General features: G+C 63.4%; 12 protein-coding genes. 5 read left to right on the forward strand and 7 right to left on the reverse strand.

Features of this window, described 5'->3' with window-relative positions; all coding sequences use genetic code 11:
- Positions 1 to 121: 121 nt before the first annotated feature.
- A complete protein-coding gene (locus tag AC1MFL_RS13755) occupies positions 122 to 1,918 on the reverse strand; it encodes a choice-of-anchor L domain-containing protein (protein ID WP_479810442.1) in 1,797 nt (598 codons plus the stop codon).
- A gap of 771 nt (positions 1,919 to 2,689) precedes the next feature.
- Between AC1MFL_RS13755 and AC1MFL_RS13760 the strand changes: the two genes are divergently transcribed.
- Positions 2,690 to 2,905, forward strand: a complete 216-nt coding sequence (locus AC1MFL_RS13760; RefSeq protein ID WP_479815464.1) for a zinc-ribbon domain-containing protein — start codon at positions 2,690 to 2,692, stop codon at positions 2,903 to 2,905.
- Positions 2,906 to 3,191: 286 nt separating this feature from the next.
- Here the strand turns inward: AC1MFL_RS13760 and AC1MFL_RS13765 are convergent, their stop codons facing one another.
- Together AC1MFL_RS13765 and AC1MFL_RS13770 are read right to left on the reverse strand one after the other, a co-directional pair.
- A complete protein-coding gene (locus AC1MFL_RS13765; protein WP_479810443.1) occupies positions 3,192 to 3,869 on the reverse strand; it encodes a hypothetical protein in 678 nt (225 codons plus the stop codon).
- Between the two features lie 269 nt (positions 3,870 to 4,138).
- Positions 4,139 to 4,450: a helix-turn-helix domain-containing protein gene (locus AC1MFL_RS13770; protein ID WP_479810444.1), complete on the reverse strand. Its 312-nt coding sequence runs from the start codon at positions 4,448 to 4,450 to the stop codon at positions 4,139 to 4,141.
- A 129-nt stretch (positions 4,451 to 4,579) separates the two neighbouring features.
- Here AC1MFL_RS13770 and AC1MFL_RS13775 point away from each other — a divergent pair, with 129 nt between their 5' ends.
- Positions 4,580 to 5,833, forward strand: coding sequence for an RNA-guided endonuclease InsQ/TnpB family protein (locus AC1MFL_RS13775; RefSeq protein ID WP_479810445.1), 1,254 nt, complete (start codon positions 4,580 to 4,582; stop codon positions 5,831 to 5,833).
- A 3,888-nt stretch (positions 5,834 to 9,721) separates the two neighbouring features.
- On the opposite strand, the gene AC1MFL_RS13780 is transcribed toward AC1MFL_RS13775, so the two are convergent.
- The 3 genes from AC1MFL_RS13780 to AC1MFL_RS13790 form a co-directional block, all read right to left on the reverse strand.
- Positions 9,722 to 10,093 carry a helix-turn-helix domain-containing protein gene (locus tag AC1MFL_RS13780; protein ID WP_479810446.1) on the reverse strand — a complete coding sequence of 124 codons (372 nt, stop codon included), beginning with the start codon at positions 10,091 to 10,093 and terminating at the stop codon, positions 9,722 to 9,724.
- Complete coding sequence (locus tag AC1MFL_RS13785; RefSeq protein ID WP_479810447.1) at positions 10,060 to 10,347, reverse strand: hypothetical protein; 288 nt, start codon at positions 10,345 to 10,347, stop codon at positions 10,060 to 10,062. Before AC1MFL_RS13785 ends, AC1MFL_RS13780 begins: the two co-directional genes overlap by 34 nt.
- A gap of 322 nt (positions 10,348 to 10,669) precedes the next feature.
- Positions 10,670 to 10,894: a helix-turn-helix transcriptional regulator gene (locus tag AC1MFL_RS13790; RefSeq protein WP_479810448.1), complete on the reverse strand. Its 225-nt coding sequence runs from the start codon at positions 10,892 to 10,894 to the stop codon at positions 10,670 to 10,672.
- Between the two features lie 325 nt (positions 10,895 to 11,219).
- Between AC1MFL_RS13790 and AC1MFL_RS13795 the strand changes: the two genes are divergently transcribed.
- From AC1MFL_RS13795 to AC1MFL_RS13805, 3 genes are all read left to right on the forward strand, one after another.
- The gene (locus AC1MFL_RS13795; protein ID WP_479810449.1) at positions 11,220 to 12,365 is read left to right on the forward strand and encodes a tyrosine-type recombinase/integrase; all 1,146 of its coding nucleotides are present in this window, start codon (positions 11,220 to 11,222) and stop codon (positions 12,363 to 12,365) included.
- A gap of 281 nt (positions 12,366 to 12,646) precedes the next feature.
- Positions 12,647 to 13,306, forward strand: coding sequence for an NAD(P)H-binding protein (locus AC1MFL_RS13800; protein ID WP_479810450.1), 660 nt, complete (start codon positions 12,647 to 12,649; stop codon positions 13,304 to 13,306).
- A 121-nt stretch (positions 13,307 to 13,427) separates the two neighbouring features.
- Positions 13,428 to 14,996, forward strand: coding sequence for a Na+/H+ antiporter (locus AC1MFL_RS13805; protein WP_479810451.1), 1,569 nt, complete (start codon positions 13,428 to 13,430; stop codon positions 14,994 to 14,996).
- Positions 14,997 to 15,113: 117 nt separating this feature from the next.
- Here the strand turns inward: AC1MFL_RS13805 and AC1MFL_RS13810 are convergent, their stop codons facing one another.
- Positions 15,114 to 18,059: an FG-GAP-like repeat-containing protein gene (locus AC1MFL_RS13810; RefSeq protein ID WP_479810452.1), complete on the reverse strand. Its 2,946-nt coding sequence runs from the start codon at positions 18,057 to 18,059 to the stop codon at positions 15,114 to 15,116.
- Between the last annotated feature and the right edge of the window lie 86 nt (positions 18,060 to 18,145).

Below are 18,145 nucleotides of genomic sequence, written 5' to 3' on the forward strand. Positions count from 1 at the left end.
ACTCTCGGGCCCCCGCTGGGGCGGTCGGCTGGCTGTACCGTCCGTAGTAGGGGCCAGTCGTCTTAGTCCTACTCCGGTGCCCTGCCCGGCCCCTTTGTTCACTGCCGTTTCATGCCCAAATTCATCGCGTACATGTGGCGGGATCGCCTCCGATGGTGTTACGAATTTCTCGGCAGTAGGCCTTCTGGCCGTCGCCCAGGGGATGGAAGCTCCATGGGCTGCCGGCCGCCCCCCAGGCCAAGTAGGACTGCCACGTGTTGAACTTCCAGTAATCGGCTTTAGCGCCGCGTATCCAAGGGCTGGACGCGCAAACCTCGTGGCCGGCGAACGCCTTCGCTACTGGGACGAAAGTGACGCGCGTACCAGTCGGATCGGCGGCCGTCACCTCGGATGCGATCGTCGAGTTGAGAAGATCGCTCATCTTGTTCATCCAGACCATGTCTGGCCGCGTGAAGAGCAACGTGGATGGCTTTATGTGGCCAACATAGAGCACTGTGCCGACGCGGCAAGTCGCGGGGGGAGAGTCCGGGAACAGGTGCGGATAGCCGGCCACGATGATGTGAGCCTCCGGGGCCCGGTCCATGATTTGCTGATAGGTCGCATGCAGGCTGGGCACCGCGCAGGGTGGGAAGGGAGGCAAGCAAGTATCTGGGCGGCCTGTGCTTAGCGCGCCGATGGCTTGCCGGACATCTTTGTCGAAGAAGCTGCAGGCGGGAGATTCTTTGGGTCCACCCTTTAGGCAACGCCCGAGGACGTCTGGGAATCCGGCGTCGTTGCCGCCGATTGTCAGCGTGACAAGATTGACATTATGGTCGGACTTTCCGGCCGGGGCGATCCGGTCGAGTTGGGGAGCTTCGCCCCACTGCCCGTGGAACAGGTTAGGAATCACGGCGCCGCTGCACGCAAAGTTCTTACCAAATGCCACGCCGCCCTTGCTACTGAGCAGAGCAGGGTAAGCGGCCGTGGAGCGGTGACAGCGGTTCTCTAGCTGCCCGATCTTACTGTCAGCAGGCTGGTCGGTAACCGAGATGAAGGGTGGGTTGCCCTCTCCGGATGAGTACGAGTCACCGAGCGCGACGTACCGATGATCCACTGTCTGTGCACCGGGTTTGCAGTCAGTTGCAACGTTCGCCACCTGGCCAAGCCGGAGGTTGTCGATCATCACTGCAGAGTCGAGTACTTGGTCGCCCTGATCGAAAATTGACAGATACAAGGAGTGGGCGCCTGGAGTTATAGGGACCGCGGCAGTGAGGACGGGAGTTGCGCCGTCGTAGGTGGTCCCGGCCGCTTGGTTCGCCGTGATTGACGTCTCCCCTGCGGCATTGATTGTGATGGGATTTCCCTTAGGGTCGAATGCAAAGTTATCTGGCGCGCTGATCGTTGAGCCCGCCGTCGTCCAGGTGGACTTGTCGAGTTCGGCGATGAAGGCGTCATTGAAGGCTGATCCGACGAACTCTGGATACTCCTCCGACAAGAAGCGGAAGTCGATTCCGACGAGGCAGTTTGCGTTGGTCGGAACATCCAAGTCCACTTTGAGCACAGTGACGTCGCGGTCGGTATCGCCGCGAACGTTTCCACCACCCAGAGCCTGCCCCGAGCTTGTCGAGGAGTTGGGTTGGTCTGCCAACGCTGCGTTCCCCGTGGTCAGCAGTGCGTAGCTGGGCCCGGAGGTTGGAAAGCCAGCCAGCGGAGTGGTCATGGCGGCGTTTGGAGTCCCCTGCGGTGGGACGCTGACGTAACTGGCACCGGTAATGACGCTGGGGTCTGCCGCCAGAGCCGTCGCTACTTGCAAAGGCGACGCACTTACGTCCGTGCTTGCCAGAACAGGAGGAGCCATGCCGACTATCGCCGCTGATGCCAGGACAATCACGGCCGCAAGTACGAACCCCTGACGGGCAATCGAGACGGGAACAGGCATGCTCGCACACGACCTCATCGATACTCCTTGGCTGTCATATCTACGCCTCACTAATCCCTTCTTTGAAGGGCCATGACTTCCGTCTCCCGCGGGGGGGCGAAGTCAAACACCTCCATATGCGGACATGCTCGGGGACGAAACCGTGACGGCACAGCGATATCGATCGCAGTTCGCCTGCTAGGCCGGATTTCTCCGTCTCAGTGGAAAGAGCATATGGGCACAATGGTCGCGCCGGACGATGAGGGACTACCTGATAATGATCAGGCGCTACCTGTTAATGGGAGGACTACCTAGGGCAGCGTTACATTTCAGGCTCAGCCCGAGCCGGTACATCAACACCCATTCCGCCTCCTGAGCGCGCCGCCACCGCCTGTTCATGACGGGCCCGTCCTGCCACGGCCTGCCCAGGGGAGATGGCACTCCGCGTTGGGCAGATGAGCCCCAGTACTATCGTCCGGCGCTCGCGGAATGGCGTGGCCGCAAAAGTGGTCTGTCCTAAGGGTGGGCAACGGCGGGTAAATTAGTCGCGGGGATGGAGAGGGCCCGGCCTGCTGGACTCAGTGGAATCGCACACCGTGAGTAAAGAGAGTCGTTGAATGAGGCGTGGAAAGATCCCACTTCGGCCGCGCTGTACCAGTTTAAGACCTCATTGATTGTGGAATTGAATGATTTGCTGGCGATTGTGTAGCTGATGCTTTGGCCGGGTTGTATGGTCAGGAAGCCCAGGTTCGGCTTGCCGAAAGGCGGTGCCCCGTCCCATTTTCCAAAGAGTTGGATTATGACGGATTCGCCGCGGATATTGAGCCGGGCGGCTGGATATGCCGGCGTGATCCGAACCATCGCTGGGAATTCGTAGTCAGTGCACGGCCAACAGACGGGACAGGATGCCCCTACTGCGACGGGAAGCGGCCCACTGACCGCAACCGTGTGTTCCTGAATAGGCCGGACCTCGCCGACCAATGGCACCGGCCAAGAATGGTCCCCTAACCCGTCCTTGTTGGACCCATATTTCTATTTCGACGTGAACATTTAGCGCACCCGCTCGCCGGACGTCAAAGCAATCACGGACAAGGTCCTGCGGCACGTCACCGAATTGGGCTGGGTCAGTCAGGAAGTCACCCATGATTACCTCGCCTCCCGCGAACCGAAGGCAACAGAGCTTGCCGCTGAAATATACGATTCCCTCCCGCCATCCGAGCGATTTGTTCCATACAGCGCCCGGGCAGTCCGGAATCGAACGTGACACGGTGACACGACTATGCTGATCCCGCAGTCAGTCGCCCCTTTGTGATGCTGCCGACCAATACACGGTGTGTGAGGTCGGATAGGGCCGTCGCCTCGTTCGCGGATTGAAGTCAGCGTCCGTGGCGGCGACTATCTGGAGCAGTTCACTCTCAATGACCATCGTCTCCAGGTCCGATCCGCACAACTGCTCGACAAGCCGCCGCCGGACTGGCTCGGTCACCTCGAACAGGAGATCGTCCGCCGTTTCGATGAGCTCGCGGAAACGCTCAACCAGCGACGGAGGGAGAGTCTGCGACACAGTCGTTGCCGTCACGTCCCGCACGCGTAGGGTCGCGGCATCGAGGACACCCACCGGGAAGGTGGCCGCGAGGTTTGACTGGGAATGTGCAATCGTGGTGTTCCTGAATGCACCTACCAGCCGGTGTATGTCTGAGAGTTCCGCCGGGATGGCGATGTGGTCGGTAAGTGGCTTTCGCACGTTCGAGGGGAAATACGCCCGGCAGTATGCGACGACGGCGAAGGCAATCAGGTAGGCCTCGGCCTCCTCGAAATGCGATCCCTCGCCGCGGGACTTGATCGCGAGGTCGAGGGCATGACTGGCCTCAGCAAGATCCGCCCCATAGCTGGACAACTCGACGAACAGCCGGGCATCTTCGGAGTCCGGTACCGTCACGAACTCGAAAACGGGTTCTTCAGCGCTGTTCACCGGACCATCATCGCTGAAATCGATCAGCTCGGCGACCGTTTCGAGAGGTGTCGCATCGTGGCGGGGCTCAAATAAAGGAAGACGATCCCAGTATCGGCGCGTTGACTTCGGGCGTCCAGCCGCTTGGTTCAGGCCGGTGGTTGGGGTCAGCAGTTGCAGCTACTTTAGCCAGCGTGAACCAGGATGAGGGCAACTATCATGCTGGCACCGAAGCCACCCGGTTGTGCCTATTGACGCCTGCAAGCGACGGTTCACAGCTTTCACTGCGGCTACCGGCCCATCGGTCGCCGACCGCCCCGGTATGGCGTGTTCTTTGCAGCGGAGTCTGGCGGAAGCAAAAGCTGGCTAACTGGTACATCCAGAACGTCGGCAATATCCCAAAGTCGCTCGTAAGCCACGCTCTTCCGGCCCCACTCGATCCCGATAATCATGTTCCGGCTCAATCCGGATTCCAGGGCCAAAGCCTCCTGAGAGAGCGCCTGTTCGAGTCGGAGCTCGCGTATTCGCGCCCCGACCATCGCCCGGCGGGCAGTCCACCGGCGGGTCTGCTCCTCGGAGGACTGGTGCGGGCGGGTGGGCATTTATCCATGTCAACTGACAATGTCAGTCTTGTCTGCTCTACTAGTGATACATACACGGGGCTGTATGGGCCGTCCCCTGGGCGGGCCGGATAGCTTTGCGTCAGTGACAGCCCAGCAGGAGGCGTATTTGTGACCAGTTTGCTGAAGAAGCAGTACTCCTACAGGGCCTACCCGACTCAAGGCCAGGAGCGGGCACTGGCACGGCTGTTCGGGTGTTGCCGCGTCGTCTACAACGACGTACTGGCAGCCCGCAACGCGGCCCTGGAGCAGGGCCTACCTTATCCAACGTCGGCAGAGCTTTCCAGGAAGCTGACTGAAGCCAAGCGGACGCCGGAGCGCGCATGGCTGGCGGAAGTGTCGAGTGTGGCACTGCAGCAGGCACTGGCGGACGCCGACCGTGCATACCGGAACTTCTTTGACTCCATGGCAGGGAAGCGCAAAGGCGGCAAAGTCGGCCGGCCCCGCTTCAAGTCAAAACGCGACAATCGTCAGTCTGCGCGGTTCACCAGGCACGCCATACCTAAGATCACCCAGACCTCCCACGGTGTTGGCTTCGTTACCCTGCAGAAAGTGGGACGCATCCGGTTTATACTCTCTCGCGAGCTACCGATCAATCCGTCGAGCGTGCGCATCATTCGGCAGGCCGATGGGACTTACACAGTGTCCTTCGTGGTCGACGTGCCCGTGACCCCGCTAGCAGCGACATCCCGTGTAGTGGGGGTGGATGTCGGGCTCATTCATCTGGCGCACATCGCCGGCAGCGACGGAACCAGGGAGCGGATCGAAAACCCGAGGCCACTCCGCAAGGCTGAACGACGGCTCGCTGCAGCCCAGCGTTCCATGGACCGGAAGCAGCCGGGATCGGCCAACCGGTCCAAGGCCCGGCTACGCGTCGCCAAGCTGCATTCCAAGGTCCGCAGCGTCCGACGTGACCACCACAACAAGCTTGCCCTTCGACTCGTTCGCGAAAATCAAACGGTCGCAGTCGAAGGACTCAGCGTGAAGGGGCTCGCCCGTACACGCATGGCAAAATCGATTCACGATGCCGGGTGGTCCATTCTCGTAGCCCTCCTGAAAGAGAAGGCTGCCCAGTACGGGCGGGAAATTCGTGTGATCTCGCAGTGGGAGCCGACCAGCCAGACGTGCTCCGTGTGCGGGACCAAAGGTGGCAAGAAGCCCTTGTCCATCCGTATCTGGTCATGCGAGACATGCGGCTCTCTGCTGGACCGCGACTACAACGCCGCAGTGAACATCATGCTCGCCGCCGGGCTGGCGGAGAGCCTAAACGCTTGTGGACCTGACGTGAGACGCACGCTTGCGTGCGCGACCGGGGAAGAAACAAGAACCCGCCGAACAGACCTCACCGTTGGTGAGGCTGCGTAGGAATCCCCTCCAAAGGGGAGGAGGTCAACGGCTCCTCTTCGGGTTCAGGCCGTCGGGGCGGAGGATGTCAAATGTGCTGGGTGCGCTGGCTTGGCGTGGAGGTCAGTCGGACAGAGCCGAAGGAACATGGGGACGGTTGGGCGTCCTCAGCGCAGCGCCATCCTCGGTAACGGTGACGGTGATGACGTTATGTGTGGGGCCGGGGAATGTGTGGTGGAGCTATTTTCAGGTGGCCAGGTCCCAGGCCCGGACGGCAGCTCTACCGGGGTGCTCAGATCCCAGACGCGTGCGGTGCGATCCCGGGCGGTGCTAATGGCGTGGGTAACGTCAGCGGTGATGGCTGCTGCGGTAGCCCCACCGGTGTGGCCGGCGGTCAGGGCCAGCGCGTGGACCTTTGTGGTTGCCGTTGAATCGACGCCACGGGCATCCAGGCCCTTGAGATTGAGGAGACGCTTGATAGCGTCAAAATTCAGCAACGCAGGGCCTGTGAGGGGCGCTGCAGCGTCGGCCGTGTAGTCGCCGACCACTTGGAAGTGCCTGTCCCAATCACCTCTGGGCCCAACCGGACGCCTGCGTCTCTCGCGATGCGCCGGGAGTCAGGGCCTACCTGCGTGTCTCCATCGTCGCGATGGTGCGGTGGGCGCACCTGCGTCTCATGTCACGACATGTGCGGCCAAAGTAATTTCGCCCCAGTGCGGGGCTGGCCTTCAAATCCAGCTTTCCTGGCACGTCCCCGGCAGTACCAAACGGCATGAACAGCCTTGCATTGGGCCGCGACCCCGAGTTCTTCTCAAGCGATACCGCCCGCCGTGCCCGAAATGCAACGAAGGTTCTTTGGCTTGCTGTCGTCGACCGAATGCAGCCAGCGTCGATCCATCCGACTTTTCCTTCCAAGGACTGCGGAGCAAAATGATCCCGGTAGTGTCCATGTGGTCGCCATAGACTCGTCCCCGGGCGACTAGCCCTGCGGTTACCGTCGGTCCCCCGGCCAGTCCGCCAACCGGTTCCACCTCTACAGGCAGGCACGGTCCTACAGGACCGGCCTGCCTTGGCCTTCTGGTGGGACTTGGCGAACCCTGCGTCGAAGCGCACGCTCCGCGAACAGCACCCCGAGTACGACGACACCATAAAGGGCCGTCGCGAACCCGCTGATCTGACCGGTCACGACTAGCACGCCGAGGAACACCATCAGGACCATCCAAAGGACCTGAAGAGCGACCACCCCGCGCTTTACTGTCATGCGCTGCATGAGGGCACCACCCCTTGACGTCGGATGGACTATAAGGATGCGCCTGTGTCGTACCACGCGCACTGGACAGTGCAACGGTGCGCGGTGATGCAGCTCAAGCGTCCACGGTCCCGCGAAACGACCCACCGGACCACCATCTGGACGGACGCTATTCAGCGACAATGATGTAGGTAATAACGACGTTGACCTGGTCGACGTCGGCACTTGGACGGCGGCCCGGTCGGGACGCTGGCGGGCAGTCTGGGGCCTGCCCGACGCTGGACCAAATTGGCGGTGAGCGTTTTGCCAGCGGACCGTCCGTCACTCGACTGAACGGGTGGGGGTGACCCCCACCCGGACTAGCCACCAGCCCGGCGGTCATAGCGGCTCGAATCGCGTACGGGATTAGAAGCGATTAAATATGATTTATTAATCCATCTTGTATGCCGGGGCGACCGACGCCCCGGCAGCATCTGGCTCACTCCTCTATCGACCCGTCGGCCCACAAGGCCGACAGGTCAGGAACCACATCCGTCCAGGTCCGCGACACTTGACGTGTCGAGGACGTCTCAACACGTCCGCGTGCGGGTTGCCCTTGCTGGGCAACCGTGCCAAATCAAACCGACGGCGCCGTGGTCGCCTAAGCGACCACTCGGCCGTAGTGTCTATCGATGGTCCAGGGAGAGATTCGGGCATCAGGGCGAATAGGGCCACAGCCCTGATGCCGGCAACGGCCATAAAGTTCGCAAGCCTTCCGGCTATAGCTCTCTTTATTTAGAGTGGGATTTTTAGAATGCCGGCCCTCCTTCATGCCAAGGTTGCCAGGGAGGAGGGGTCCAGCACTCCGGGTCGAGGCTGTCCCACCAGGCCGATTCCCTGACAGTCCAGGAACGCCCGGTCATTGGACGTCCCGGTTGCACTTCGCCCGCTGAAGCATCGGTCCCTGGGATGAGCAACGTGTGGACTGAGCTGTTGTTGAACCTCGCTTCACTCTTCAAGAGATGTGCGGCGCGAGCCCTTTTGAAGTGTTCGGTGATGGTACTCACATCCCGTGCCCCGGTGAGGCGACACAGGCCCGCCCTGTCAATGGTCGTTCGGTTGCCGGCGGAGTTGTCAGCCATCGCATGCAACGTGTTCTTAACCGGTGTCTTCAGCGATGACTTTTCGACCGCCTCGCGATATGCATCGATAGTCCACGACGGGGCCGTGAATTTCGCCATTGCGCGGCGTTGCAGATACCAGGAGCTGACAGTCTGTTCTGCCTCCATGGTTGCATCTGTGGTGGTGGCGGCGGACGCATCCGACAAGTAAATCTCCGGTGATTAGGGGCGGCGACCAGCTGCGGGCCGCGCATGGACTGCGCTCGGGGAGGAAGAGCCGTGCACCGTTACGGTGCAGACAAATCGGTAGTGGCACCACCGCCACTTGGCCCAGACACCCCAGTTGTAGCTTCAAAACTTTTCACGGGAGTAGGTGGTGACCCCGCAGGAGCCGAAGTCGGCAACGATGTAGGTAATGATGTCGCCGCGGCCCGGGGTCCGCGGACCTTTACAGTTCTTGCTCGTCGGCTCGGTCCGGTACCGGGGCAACGACCTCGACTCAAGCGGAGGTTACCCTTCGGGGCGTCCTCGTTGACAGTGCGCGGGTTGACACCGTCCAGGAGGCAAAATCGGACGCCGGCTTTCATCCGTTTCGCACGGTTTTTAGGGTGTTCTGGGCTGTTGTGGGGTGTCCGCGCGGAGGGCTGGGTACCTCCCCCCTTAGATCGACGTACGGCGGCTCCGAGGCGCAATTCCGGCAGACACCCTCCGGCCGTAGCGGCGGCTCCAGCTGCGCCAAAGTCCCGGCTCGTCTGTGGGGAAAGTCGCGATTATGGGCAGACAGTTGGCACAAGGTGCATTCACTGTGCTGAAGCCGTCCTGGTGACCATAGGCCGCCTGCGGCGCGCAGCGTGTGCAGAGCCCGAGGCGGCGGTAGTGGGAGTTGATCTTGTCCCAGTCTTTGGCGCGGTGAATTTCAGCAGAGGTCGGTCGTGGCATGGTTTCCTTCTGGTCGGATTGGATGGCGCCCCCGGGCGGGGACGCCGGATCGTGGTGACTGGCACTGAGCACCGGATCGTTGAGTTACGCGGAGCTTGCTCCGCCCTCCGGGCTGCGCGGCGCTCCGCTTCCCTGGACAGCAGCATCAATATTCCGGTTGCGGAGCGCTGCCACACTTCACCGATGACCCTTGCCCTCAAGCAAGGGTCATCGCTTCCTCGACCACGGAATGGTTGGTCAGTGATAGTGCGCACTCGTCCTGCCTTGCCGCAGGGAGGGACGACCTTGCCCCAAGGCAAGGTCATCCCGCCTCCGTCCCTTCATGGGTCATCTATGGACTCGGCCAGGCGTGCGGGAGGTAGTACCCGTTTCAATGGGGTAGTTTGGCGCCGGCATTGTCGGTGATGGCTTCGCCGCCCTTTTGGGGGCGTCGAAACCGTAAGGTAGATCGAATTGAGGTAGAAGTTGGGGTAGTTAGGCGCCGACTTTGTCGAGGGTCCAGGGGCGAATTTCTGGGGGTACCCACAGAGCGACCTTCTATGGGTACCCCCAGGTTGCTGAAGGCTGAGATTCAGGAGCCAACTTGCTGACGTCCGGCTTCGATATCTTCGACGAAGTCCATCACCACGGTGGTGGTCCCGGTACATCCTCGGCGGGGCTGTGCGTCCCGGTGTCGTCCACGGCAGGGATCGTGATCGTGTACATGATCGACGTATTGCTCCGCCGATCCTTGCGCAGGTAACCCTTCGACTCCGCCGTCCCGGTGTGCTTGGAAACCACGGCTTCCGACAGCCCTGTAGCCGCCGCAAGCCTTTTCACGGACGGCCACGCCCTTCCCGTGTCATTGTCAGCAAAGGTGGCGAGAGCCCAGCAGGTGGCACGGACACCCAGAGGAAGGCCAGATTCCGCAATTGCCTTGGCATACTGCAACGGCCGCGACGGCTGGCTCGGTACTGTGTTCACAGTCCCGTCTCCGGAATCAGCAGCGACCACCCGTAGTTCCGACCGAACCGTTCATCGATGTTCCGGTCGATGTATCCCTCCAGCGCGAGTTCTGACATGACCTCGAACACTGCGAGATCCCTCCGGTTGCGCCGGAGCGCGGCATTGATCCTTTGCCAGTCGGTGAAGGCCACGCGCCCAATGCCGACGGAACGTGCCATCACAGTTGCCACCCCGTACGCGTCTGAAGTCAGGCAACCGTCGCTGGCGATCGCTTCGAGCCAGCGATCCAGGAAGGGATTCATGCCTGAGCCCCTACTGCCAGGACGACGGACGATCCGTTCCAGCGAACGGGTGGCCAGGACGCGGCCATAGAGTTGAAATATGTGATCAGGACGAGCATGAATTCCTCCAGTTGGTGGGCAAAAAAATGGACACGATAAGGGCAGGGAAGAGCACATGATGTGCAGTGATGGTGATCGAGACTATGGGTGTGCTGGCTGTTCTCTTGCCAGGATTGCCGGGCGCCATTGTGGGGGCATTGCCCTCAGGTAGTGTCGCGAGTAGTGGTAGTAGCGGCCTTAGTTCTAGGCCGGCGACAATCGAGCGAAGCCGCCTGCCCGGGTCTTACCGCGTGATTTCCTGCTGGCGCATCCATTCCTCGACGTCCGCCAAGCGGTAGACAATCTTCGACCCGACGCGCAGGCGCTTGGGACCGTCGGTCAAGTGGGTGGCAAGAAACTTCTCGCTCATGCCCATGTATTTCGCCGTCGTACGGCGGTCCATGTAAACGGACTGGGTGATCTGCTGTGCCTTTTCGACAATGGCGTTGTGGATGGTGCTGCCTGACAAAGAAACTCCAGAAGGTAGTGCCGACGACGGACGGGCCGGCGAGCGACGGGGTGCGTAGAAGAAGGAGAGGGCGCGACTGCAGCGCGCGGCGGGTGGAACGGAAGATCTCCCCACGGAATGGTGTTGGACAGATCCTCGTTCACTCCGGGATCTGTGGGGGACCCTGGGGAAGGTCCGATACGACTATTCTCTTGACGGTTGCCCCGCCAGTCCACAGGCGTGTTGCCTCAAAAACGTGGCATTTCCACCATTTGTTGGGTCACCGATTTTCCGCGCCCGTGACACGACGCTCGCGAATGCACGATTTCTTGGCTACTGTTGCCGCATGGCCATCAAGAAACTTCCCGGCGGCAAGTACGAACACGACTACCGCGCCGACGGTAAGCGCCGATACAAGAGATTCAGGACCAAAGCGGAGGCCCTGGCACACGAACTGGAGATCAACACCGCGAAGGCAGGCGGGACGCTTGTTGACACCCGCAGTGGCGGCCGGATTCGGTTTCATGATCTCTACAAGGAATGGATACTCCGTATTGAGCGGGTCGGTGCGAGGGGCGCGCGGCCGGCTTCCCCGGTCACCGTCGCGGGCTACCGGAGCATATACGAGTCACACATGCGCCCTTATCTGGAGAACCGGACGCTGTCCACGGTCACGTTGACTGTCATTAACGAATGGTTGAAGACGTTTCGGACGGATGACGCGCGACAGCGCTCGTACCGGCAGCTCGGGCAGATGCTCCAGTACGCCGTGGACAGTGGGTACCTGTCTGCGAATCCCGCGCGCAACGCGACAATCAATAACGTGCCCACGCCCGAGCCGACCAGGGAGCCGGTTCCGCTCACTGCCCAGCAGTTGCAGGCGCTGGCCGAGCAGGCGGCGCTTGGCGGCCGCTATAGCGAAAAGTCCCACGACGCCTACAAACTGCTCATCCTGTTTGCGGGGACTACCGGTCTGCGCTGGTCAGAGGTTGCGGGACTCAGAGTCGATGCCATCAGCTTCGGTGGCCGCCCGGAAGTTGTTGTTCGGACCACGCTGGTGCCCGTGGCGGGACGCCTGGAGTTCAGGGAGACAACCAAAGGTCGCCGGCCACGCACCGTGCCCATTCCGGGATCGGTGGCGGCGATGCTGGAGAGTCATGTAGTGAACCTTGGGCGGTCGGCTCTAGTGTTTACGTCTCCGTCGGGTGCACCGTTGCGGTCGAGCAATTTCTCCCGCCGCGTACTTCATCCCGCTGTCGCTCGCTGCCAGGCGACCGATGAAAGCTTTCCGGGCATCGTGTTTCACGATTTGCGACGGACTGCCGTCTCACTCTCGTACAAGGTGGGTACCGGGGTGAAAGTCATCCAGGACCTCGCCGGCCACAAATCGGCGATGACGACGTTGGATGTTTATGCGCACCTCTTCGCCGACGATGCACAGGCATCGGCGAGGGGAGTGGACGCTCTGCTGAATCCTGCGCCTTCTTCTTAGTGGCGCCGTGGCGACCGTCAAAAAGCAGGTGGCTGCCTAGTGGCTGTTAATTGCCACAAAAACCTATGCATAGATAGGTGTTACTGTACGACTCATAATCGTGAGGTCGGGAGATCGAGCCTCCCCGCCGCTACAGAAAGACTCTGCAGGCCCAGCCTGTGGGGTCCTTTTGTTTTAACCCCCATTTGCTCTATCACTCTTGGTGCTCACACGGGCGCTTTGGCCGCGAAAAGTGATAGCACAACGGGGGGCCGGGGGCGGTTGTGGGACAGAATGGGTCCATGACGCGAATCGCAATCATTGGCGGCCACGGCAAAGTGGCTCTGGAACTGTCCCGCATCCTCTCCGGGGAGGGAATGGACGTGACCTCGTTCATCCGGAACCCGGACCACCGGGAGGACGTCGCGGCCACGGGAGCCACTCCCGTTGTCCTGGATGTTGAAAATTCGACGACGGCGGAGATCGCCGAGGCGCTGCGGAACCATGACGCCGTGGTCTGGTCGGCCGGCGCGGGCGGCGGAAGCCCCCAGCGGACCTACGCGGTGGACCGGGACGCCGCCATCCGGTCGATGGACGCTGCGGCCGAGGCCGGCGTCGGACGGTACATCATGGTCTCCTATCTTGGTGCCGGGCCGGACCACGGCGTCCCCGCGGACAACAGTTTCTACGCGTACGCCGAGGCCAAGGCCGCCGCGGACGCCTACCTGCGCGGGACGGCACTGGACTGGACCATCCTGGGCCCGGGAGCGCTCACGGACGGGCCCGGAAACGGCCTGATCGACGTCAACCCTGCGGATACGTCCGACGGCTCGGAGACGGCCCGGGCCAACGTGGCCCTCGTCGCGGCCGCGGTGCTGGGCCTGCCTTCCACGGCCCGGCGCACCATCGAATTCCGGGACGGCACGCTGCCCCTGGCGGCCGCCCTGGAGCCCGTGAGCTAACCCCGCCGGGAGTCCGCCGGACACCAGCCGGCTTGCGCCCTCCAGGTGCCGATATGGTGGTGGGGGCGGCCGGCTCATCCAAAGCAGCGGCCTGACCAGACGACTCCGGGAAGGCAAGCCAATGGACCAGCTGGCACTCATCATTGGACTCCTGCTGGCCACCGTGGTGGCGGTGGGCATCGGGGACCGGCTGCGGCTGCCGTTTCCCGTCCTGATGCTCATCCTGGCCGCCTCGCTGACCTTCATCCCGGGATTTCCGGAGATATCCATCTCGCCGGAACTGATCCTGCCCATCTTCCTGCCGCCCCTGCTCTTCGCCACGGCCCAGCGCAGTTCCTGGGCCGTGTTCCGGGTCCGGTGGCGCACCCTGCTGATGCTTGCCGTGGCCCTCGTGGTGGTCTCCACCGCCGTGGTGGCCGGGGCGGCCTGGCTCCTGATCCCGGGGATCGGTATTCCGGCGGCGATCGCCCTGGGCGCGATGGTCGCCCCGCCGGACCCGGTGGCCGTGGAGTCCATCGCCGGCCGCGTCCACATGCCCCGGCGGCTCATCACGGTGCTCCAAAGCGAGGGCCTCTTCAACGACGCCGCGGCCATCGTCATCTTCCAGGCCGCAGTCGCCGCGACCGTCTCCGGCACCCAGTTCTCAGCCGACGTCGCCCTGCAGTTTGTGCTCGGCGCGGCGGTTGCGGTTGCCGTGGGCGTCGGCATGGGCTGGCTCACCCGCCTGATCACCCGGCTGGTCCAGTCCATGGTGGCCCGCAGCGCCGTCACCCTCGTGGTGCCGTTCGCGGCCTACATCCTCGCCGAGGAGGTGCACGCCTCGGGGGTGATCGCCGTCGTCGTCACCGCACTGGAGATCCAGCGGCACGCCCGGCCGCAGGACGCCGCCGAGCGGGTCACCCGCAGCGCCTTCTGGGACGTCGTCGAGCTGCTCATCACCGGCCTGGCGTTCGGCCTGGTGGGGCTGGAGGTGCGGCAGGTCATCCGTGACGAGGGCGAGGGAATCGTCGGCATGATCGGCAGCGCGGTGGTGGTCTGCGTGCTGGTGTTCGCTGTCCGGTTCGCGTGGATGGTCATGATGTCCGGCCTGGCGCGCACCCAGGATTCCCTGCGGCCGACCTCCGCCAAGGAAGTCCTGATCCTCACCTGGTGCGGCATGCGCGGACTCGCCACCCTGGCCCTCGCCCTGGCGCTCCCGCTGACCGTTGCCGACGGGAGCCCGTTCCCGGCCCGGAGCCAGCTCATCGTCATCGCCTGCGCCGTCCTGCTGGCCACCCTGGTGCTCCCGGGGCTGACCCTGCCGTGGCTCATGCGGGGCCTGAAGGCTTCGGGCGACGGCTCGGAAGAGCGCGACGCCGCACGGGTCCTCGCCAGGCGCGCACAGGAGGCGGCCATCGCGGCGCTGAGGGCGAACGAGCTGGTGAAGGAGCTGCCGCCGGAGAAAGTGGCGCTGGTCAAGGAGAAGATGACCCGGCTGCACGCCGAACTGCTCGACGGCAGCATCCGCAACGAAAGTGTGGGGGAGCTGCGCCAACGCGGACGGGAGCTGGCGATTGCCGTCCAGACGATCGCGCTCGACGCGGCCCGCCAGGAAGTCGTCGCTGCCCGCAACGAGCCCGGCGTGGACCCCGGGGTGGCCGACCGGGTCCTGCGGCAACTGGATCTGCGCACCATGATCATGCCGGAGTAGGCCTGCGGCGCAGCCTGCTCTGCCGGCGCCCCGGGTTAACAGAAAAGGGCCGGATCGTTGACGATCCGGCCCTTCCTCTCATCTCCAGGGAGTCCGGGCTCCCGGCGCAGTCCCGGCCTACGACACCGAACCCGTGAAGGTCCGGGGGAGGTAGCCTTCGCTCGGCTGCATGCCCGTTCCCGAATAGGCCCACAGCGAACCGTCTGGCCTGCGCGCCACCAGGTCGGGGAAGCTGTCCCCGTTCAGGTTCCCGGCGCCCAGGACGGTGTCAAACACGCTCCAGCCGGTTCCGATCCTGCGGGGGGCGGAGAGCTTTCCCGTGCCGTCTCCCGGGTACATCCACAGCGTCCCGTCGAACTTCCTGGCGATGACGTCATTCTTTCCGTCGGCGTTGAAGTCACCGGCTCCGAACAGCTGGTCGAAGACCTCCCAGCCGTAGTCGCCGATCTTGACCGGCGAGGAGTAGCCCTCGTTGGTTCCGCTGATGGTGCCCGTGCCGCGGTAGAGCCAGAGCGAGCCGTCGGGCATCCTCGCCAGGAGGTCGTTCTTTCCGTCCCCGTTGAGGTCCCCGGTTCCGGTCAGGGCGGTGAAGGCGTTCCAGCCGGCGGTGCCGATTTTTTTCGGCGCCGTGTAGCCGGGATCGGTGGCGTCGACCCGGCCGGTGCCGGGGTAGATCCACAGGGTGCCGTCGGGCTTCCGGGCGATGAGGTCGCTCTTTCCGTCACCGGTGAAGTCCCCTACGCTGACCAGCGCATTGAACACATCCCAGCCGAAGTCGCCAATCTTCCGCGGCACACCGTAGCCGCCCTTCCCGTCGCCGGGATAGAACCACAGGGTGCCGTCCGGCTTCCGGGCCAGCAGGTCGGCGATCTTGTCGCCGTTGAAATCCTGGATGGCCGTCAGGGAATCGAAGACCTCCCAGCCATAGTCACCGATCTTCCGCGCGCTGGCGTACCCCTCGTCCCGCATGGCGGTCCCGGCGTAGAAGAAGACGTTTCCGTCGGCCTGGCTGGCCACGATGTCGGCCGTGCGGTCCCCGTTGGCGTCGCCGGTGCCCAGGATGTTGTTGTAGATTTCCCAGCCTGACCCGATCTGCTGGGGCAGGACAAGCTTCGCGGGCCCGGAGTTGGAGTACAGCCAGAGGCTTCCGTCCGGGCGCCGTGCCGCGAGGTCGTTGGTGCCGTCGCCGTTGAAATCCTGGATCGGGATCAGCTGGTCAAAGATCTCCCAGCCGTAGTCGATCTGTCGCGGGGTTCCGGGCCAGCCGGTGCCCATTCCGGGGTAAAGCATCAGCACGCCGTCCGGGCGCCGGGCCAGGATGTCCGGCTTGCCGTCGCCGTCGAAGTCGCGGACGCCCAGGAGCGCATTGAAGGCGTCCCAGCCGAAGTTGCCGATCTTGACCGCTGCCGCGTAGCCCTCGTTGCCGGCCGACACATTTCCGGTGCCTGCGTAGAACCAGAGCGATCCGTCGAACTTGCGGGCGACGAGGTCGTTCCTGCCGTCACCGTTGAAGTCGCCGGTCCCCATGATGGTGTCGTAGATCTCCCAGCCGGTGCCGATCCGCTGGCCGGCACCGGATTTGCCCGTGCCGTCGCCCGGGTAGAACCACAGCTCGCCGTTGACCTTGCGCTGAATCAGGTCGGCGATCCCGTCGCCGTTGAAGTCACCGGGGGCGACCAGCAGCGGCTTGGCCGCAGGCAGGGCGTCAATGGTGACCCCGGCGGCGGAATCCGAGATCCAGTCGATGGTGACCTTGGTCCCGGTATAGGTCGTGAAGGTCTGCCCGGCCTGCCAGGCCTGGTTGTAGCTGTAGTAGCCGCTGAAGGTTGTGGTGTTGGGCTGCAGGGCGAGGGAACCTGCGTCATAGGCCTGGACCACCTTGACGCCGCGGTTGCCGCCGACGGCTGTTGCCGCATCGTTGCCCACCGGAAGTCGAAGCTCAAGGTAGTAGATCTCCCCGCTGATGGGATCGGTGAACTTAACGGCGCGGCCCTCGTCGGCGCTTCCCCAGGCCTTCAACTGGTAGGAGTTCCTGCCGACAGCCTTCCCCAGGTTCGTGACCTCGGCGCCGGCGCCGAATCCGCCATATTCGTACATGGGCGAGCTGACCACCGGCTGGCTGCTCTGTGAGACGCCCATGACGTCGAGGTTGTCCTTGTATTCCTCCACGCTGCACGTGCTGTTCGCGAATGAACCGTCGGCGTTGGAGGCGGTGTCCACAGCCCCGTCCCCGCACCGGAGCCGGTTGGCGTGCATCAGGCCCAGGACGTGCCCGAATTCGTGCGTCAGGACGCTCTTGGTCAGCGTCGCCGGGAGCGGCATAATGACGCGTCCGCTCGTTCCGCTGTAGCTCCATCCGGCGCCGTAGGCCCCGTCGGACAGCGTGGGTGAGGACACGAAGACCACCAGTGCTGTGAGGGGGCTGGGGACCCAGCCGGTTTCCGCGACGATCGTGTTCATCATGGTCGAATAGCTCTGGGTGGATGTTGCCTTGCTCGTCCTGTTTTCGGCCGTGGCGACGCTCATGGACAGTCTGCCGTTCGACATGGCCTGCCAGTATTGGCTGCTGGTGTCGACGGCGGCACGGGCGTCCGCCTCCGGGATGGTCGCCGTCCGGTCGGCCAGCTGGACCATGACCAGCCTCACCTTGATGTCACCGCTGCGGCTGAGGGAGTAGGCCTCCGTGGTTGCCTTGCGCTGTTCGGCGCCCTTCTTCACCTGGATCGTCCCGCTCTCAACGGACGCGCTTGACGAGGGTTTGCTGCCGCCGAGGACTTCCGTGAATAGCGGTTCCGGTGCGGCCAGGGTCTGCGACTCCGTCGTTGCCGGGGCAGTGGTCAGCGCGGGGCTGGGCGCGGGCGACGCTGTCGGGACCGGGGTGGCGGTGGTCGTGGGGGAGCCGGCTGCCGACGGCGTCGCAGTCGCCGTGGGCGCGGGCGAAGCCGTCGAGGTGGGGGCGGGGGCCGTTTCAGCGAGGGCCGGGGAGAGCGTCACGGCAGTGAGCGAGGCGAGAGTAACGACAAACGCTGTGAGAAGCGCCGTCGTCTTCCGTATTGAGTTCACGTTTTGTCTTTCATGAGACCGCCGTCCCGCTGAAGGCTCAGCGGGACGGCCGGGGAGAGGAAGTGAGGTCAGTCTACGGACGGCGC

This window comes from Arthrobacter sp. BG3 (assembly GCF_056680185.1).

What these genes read in the sequence shown, in the direction of transcription:
- AC1MFL_RS13805 (WP_479810451.1), top strand. Translation starts at nt 13,428, where the DNA reads ATGGACCAGCTGGCACTCATCATTGGACTCCTGCTGGCCACCGTGGTG.
- AC1MFL_RS13770 (WP_479810444.1), bottom strand. Translation starts at nt 4,450, where the DNA reads ATGCCCACCCGCCCGCACCAGTCCTCCGAGGAGCAGACCCGCCGGTGG.
- AC1MFL_RS13755 (WP_479810442.1), bottom strand. Translation starts at nt 1,918, where the DNA reads ATGCCTGTTCCCGTCTCGATTGCCCGTCAGGGGTTCGTACTTGCGGCC.
- AC1MFL_RS13800 (WP_479810450.1), top strand. Translation starts at nt 12,647, where the DNA reads ATGACGCGAATCGCAATCATTGGCGGCCACGGCAAAGTGGCTCTGGAA.
- AC1MFL_RS13785 (WP_479810447.1), bottom strand. Translation starts at nt 10,347, where the DNA reads ATGAATCCCTTCCTGGATCGCTGGCTCGAAGCGATCGCCAGCGACGGT.
- AC1MFL_RS13795 (WP_479810449.1), top strand. Translation starts at nt 11,220, where the DNA reads ATGGCCATCAAGAAACTTCCCGGCGGCAAGTACGAACACGACTACCGC.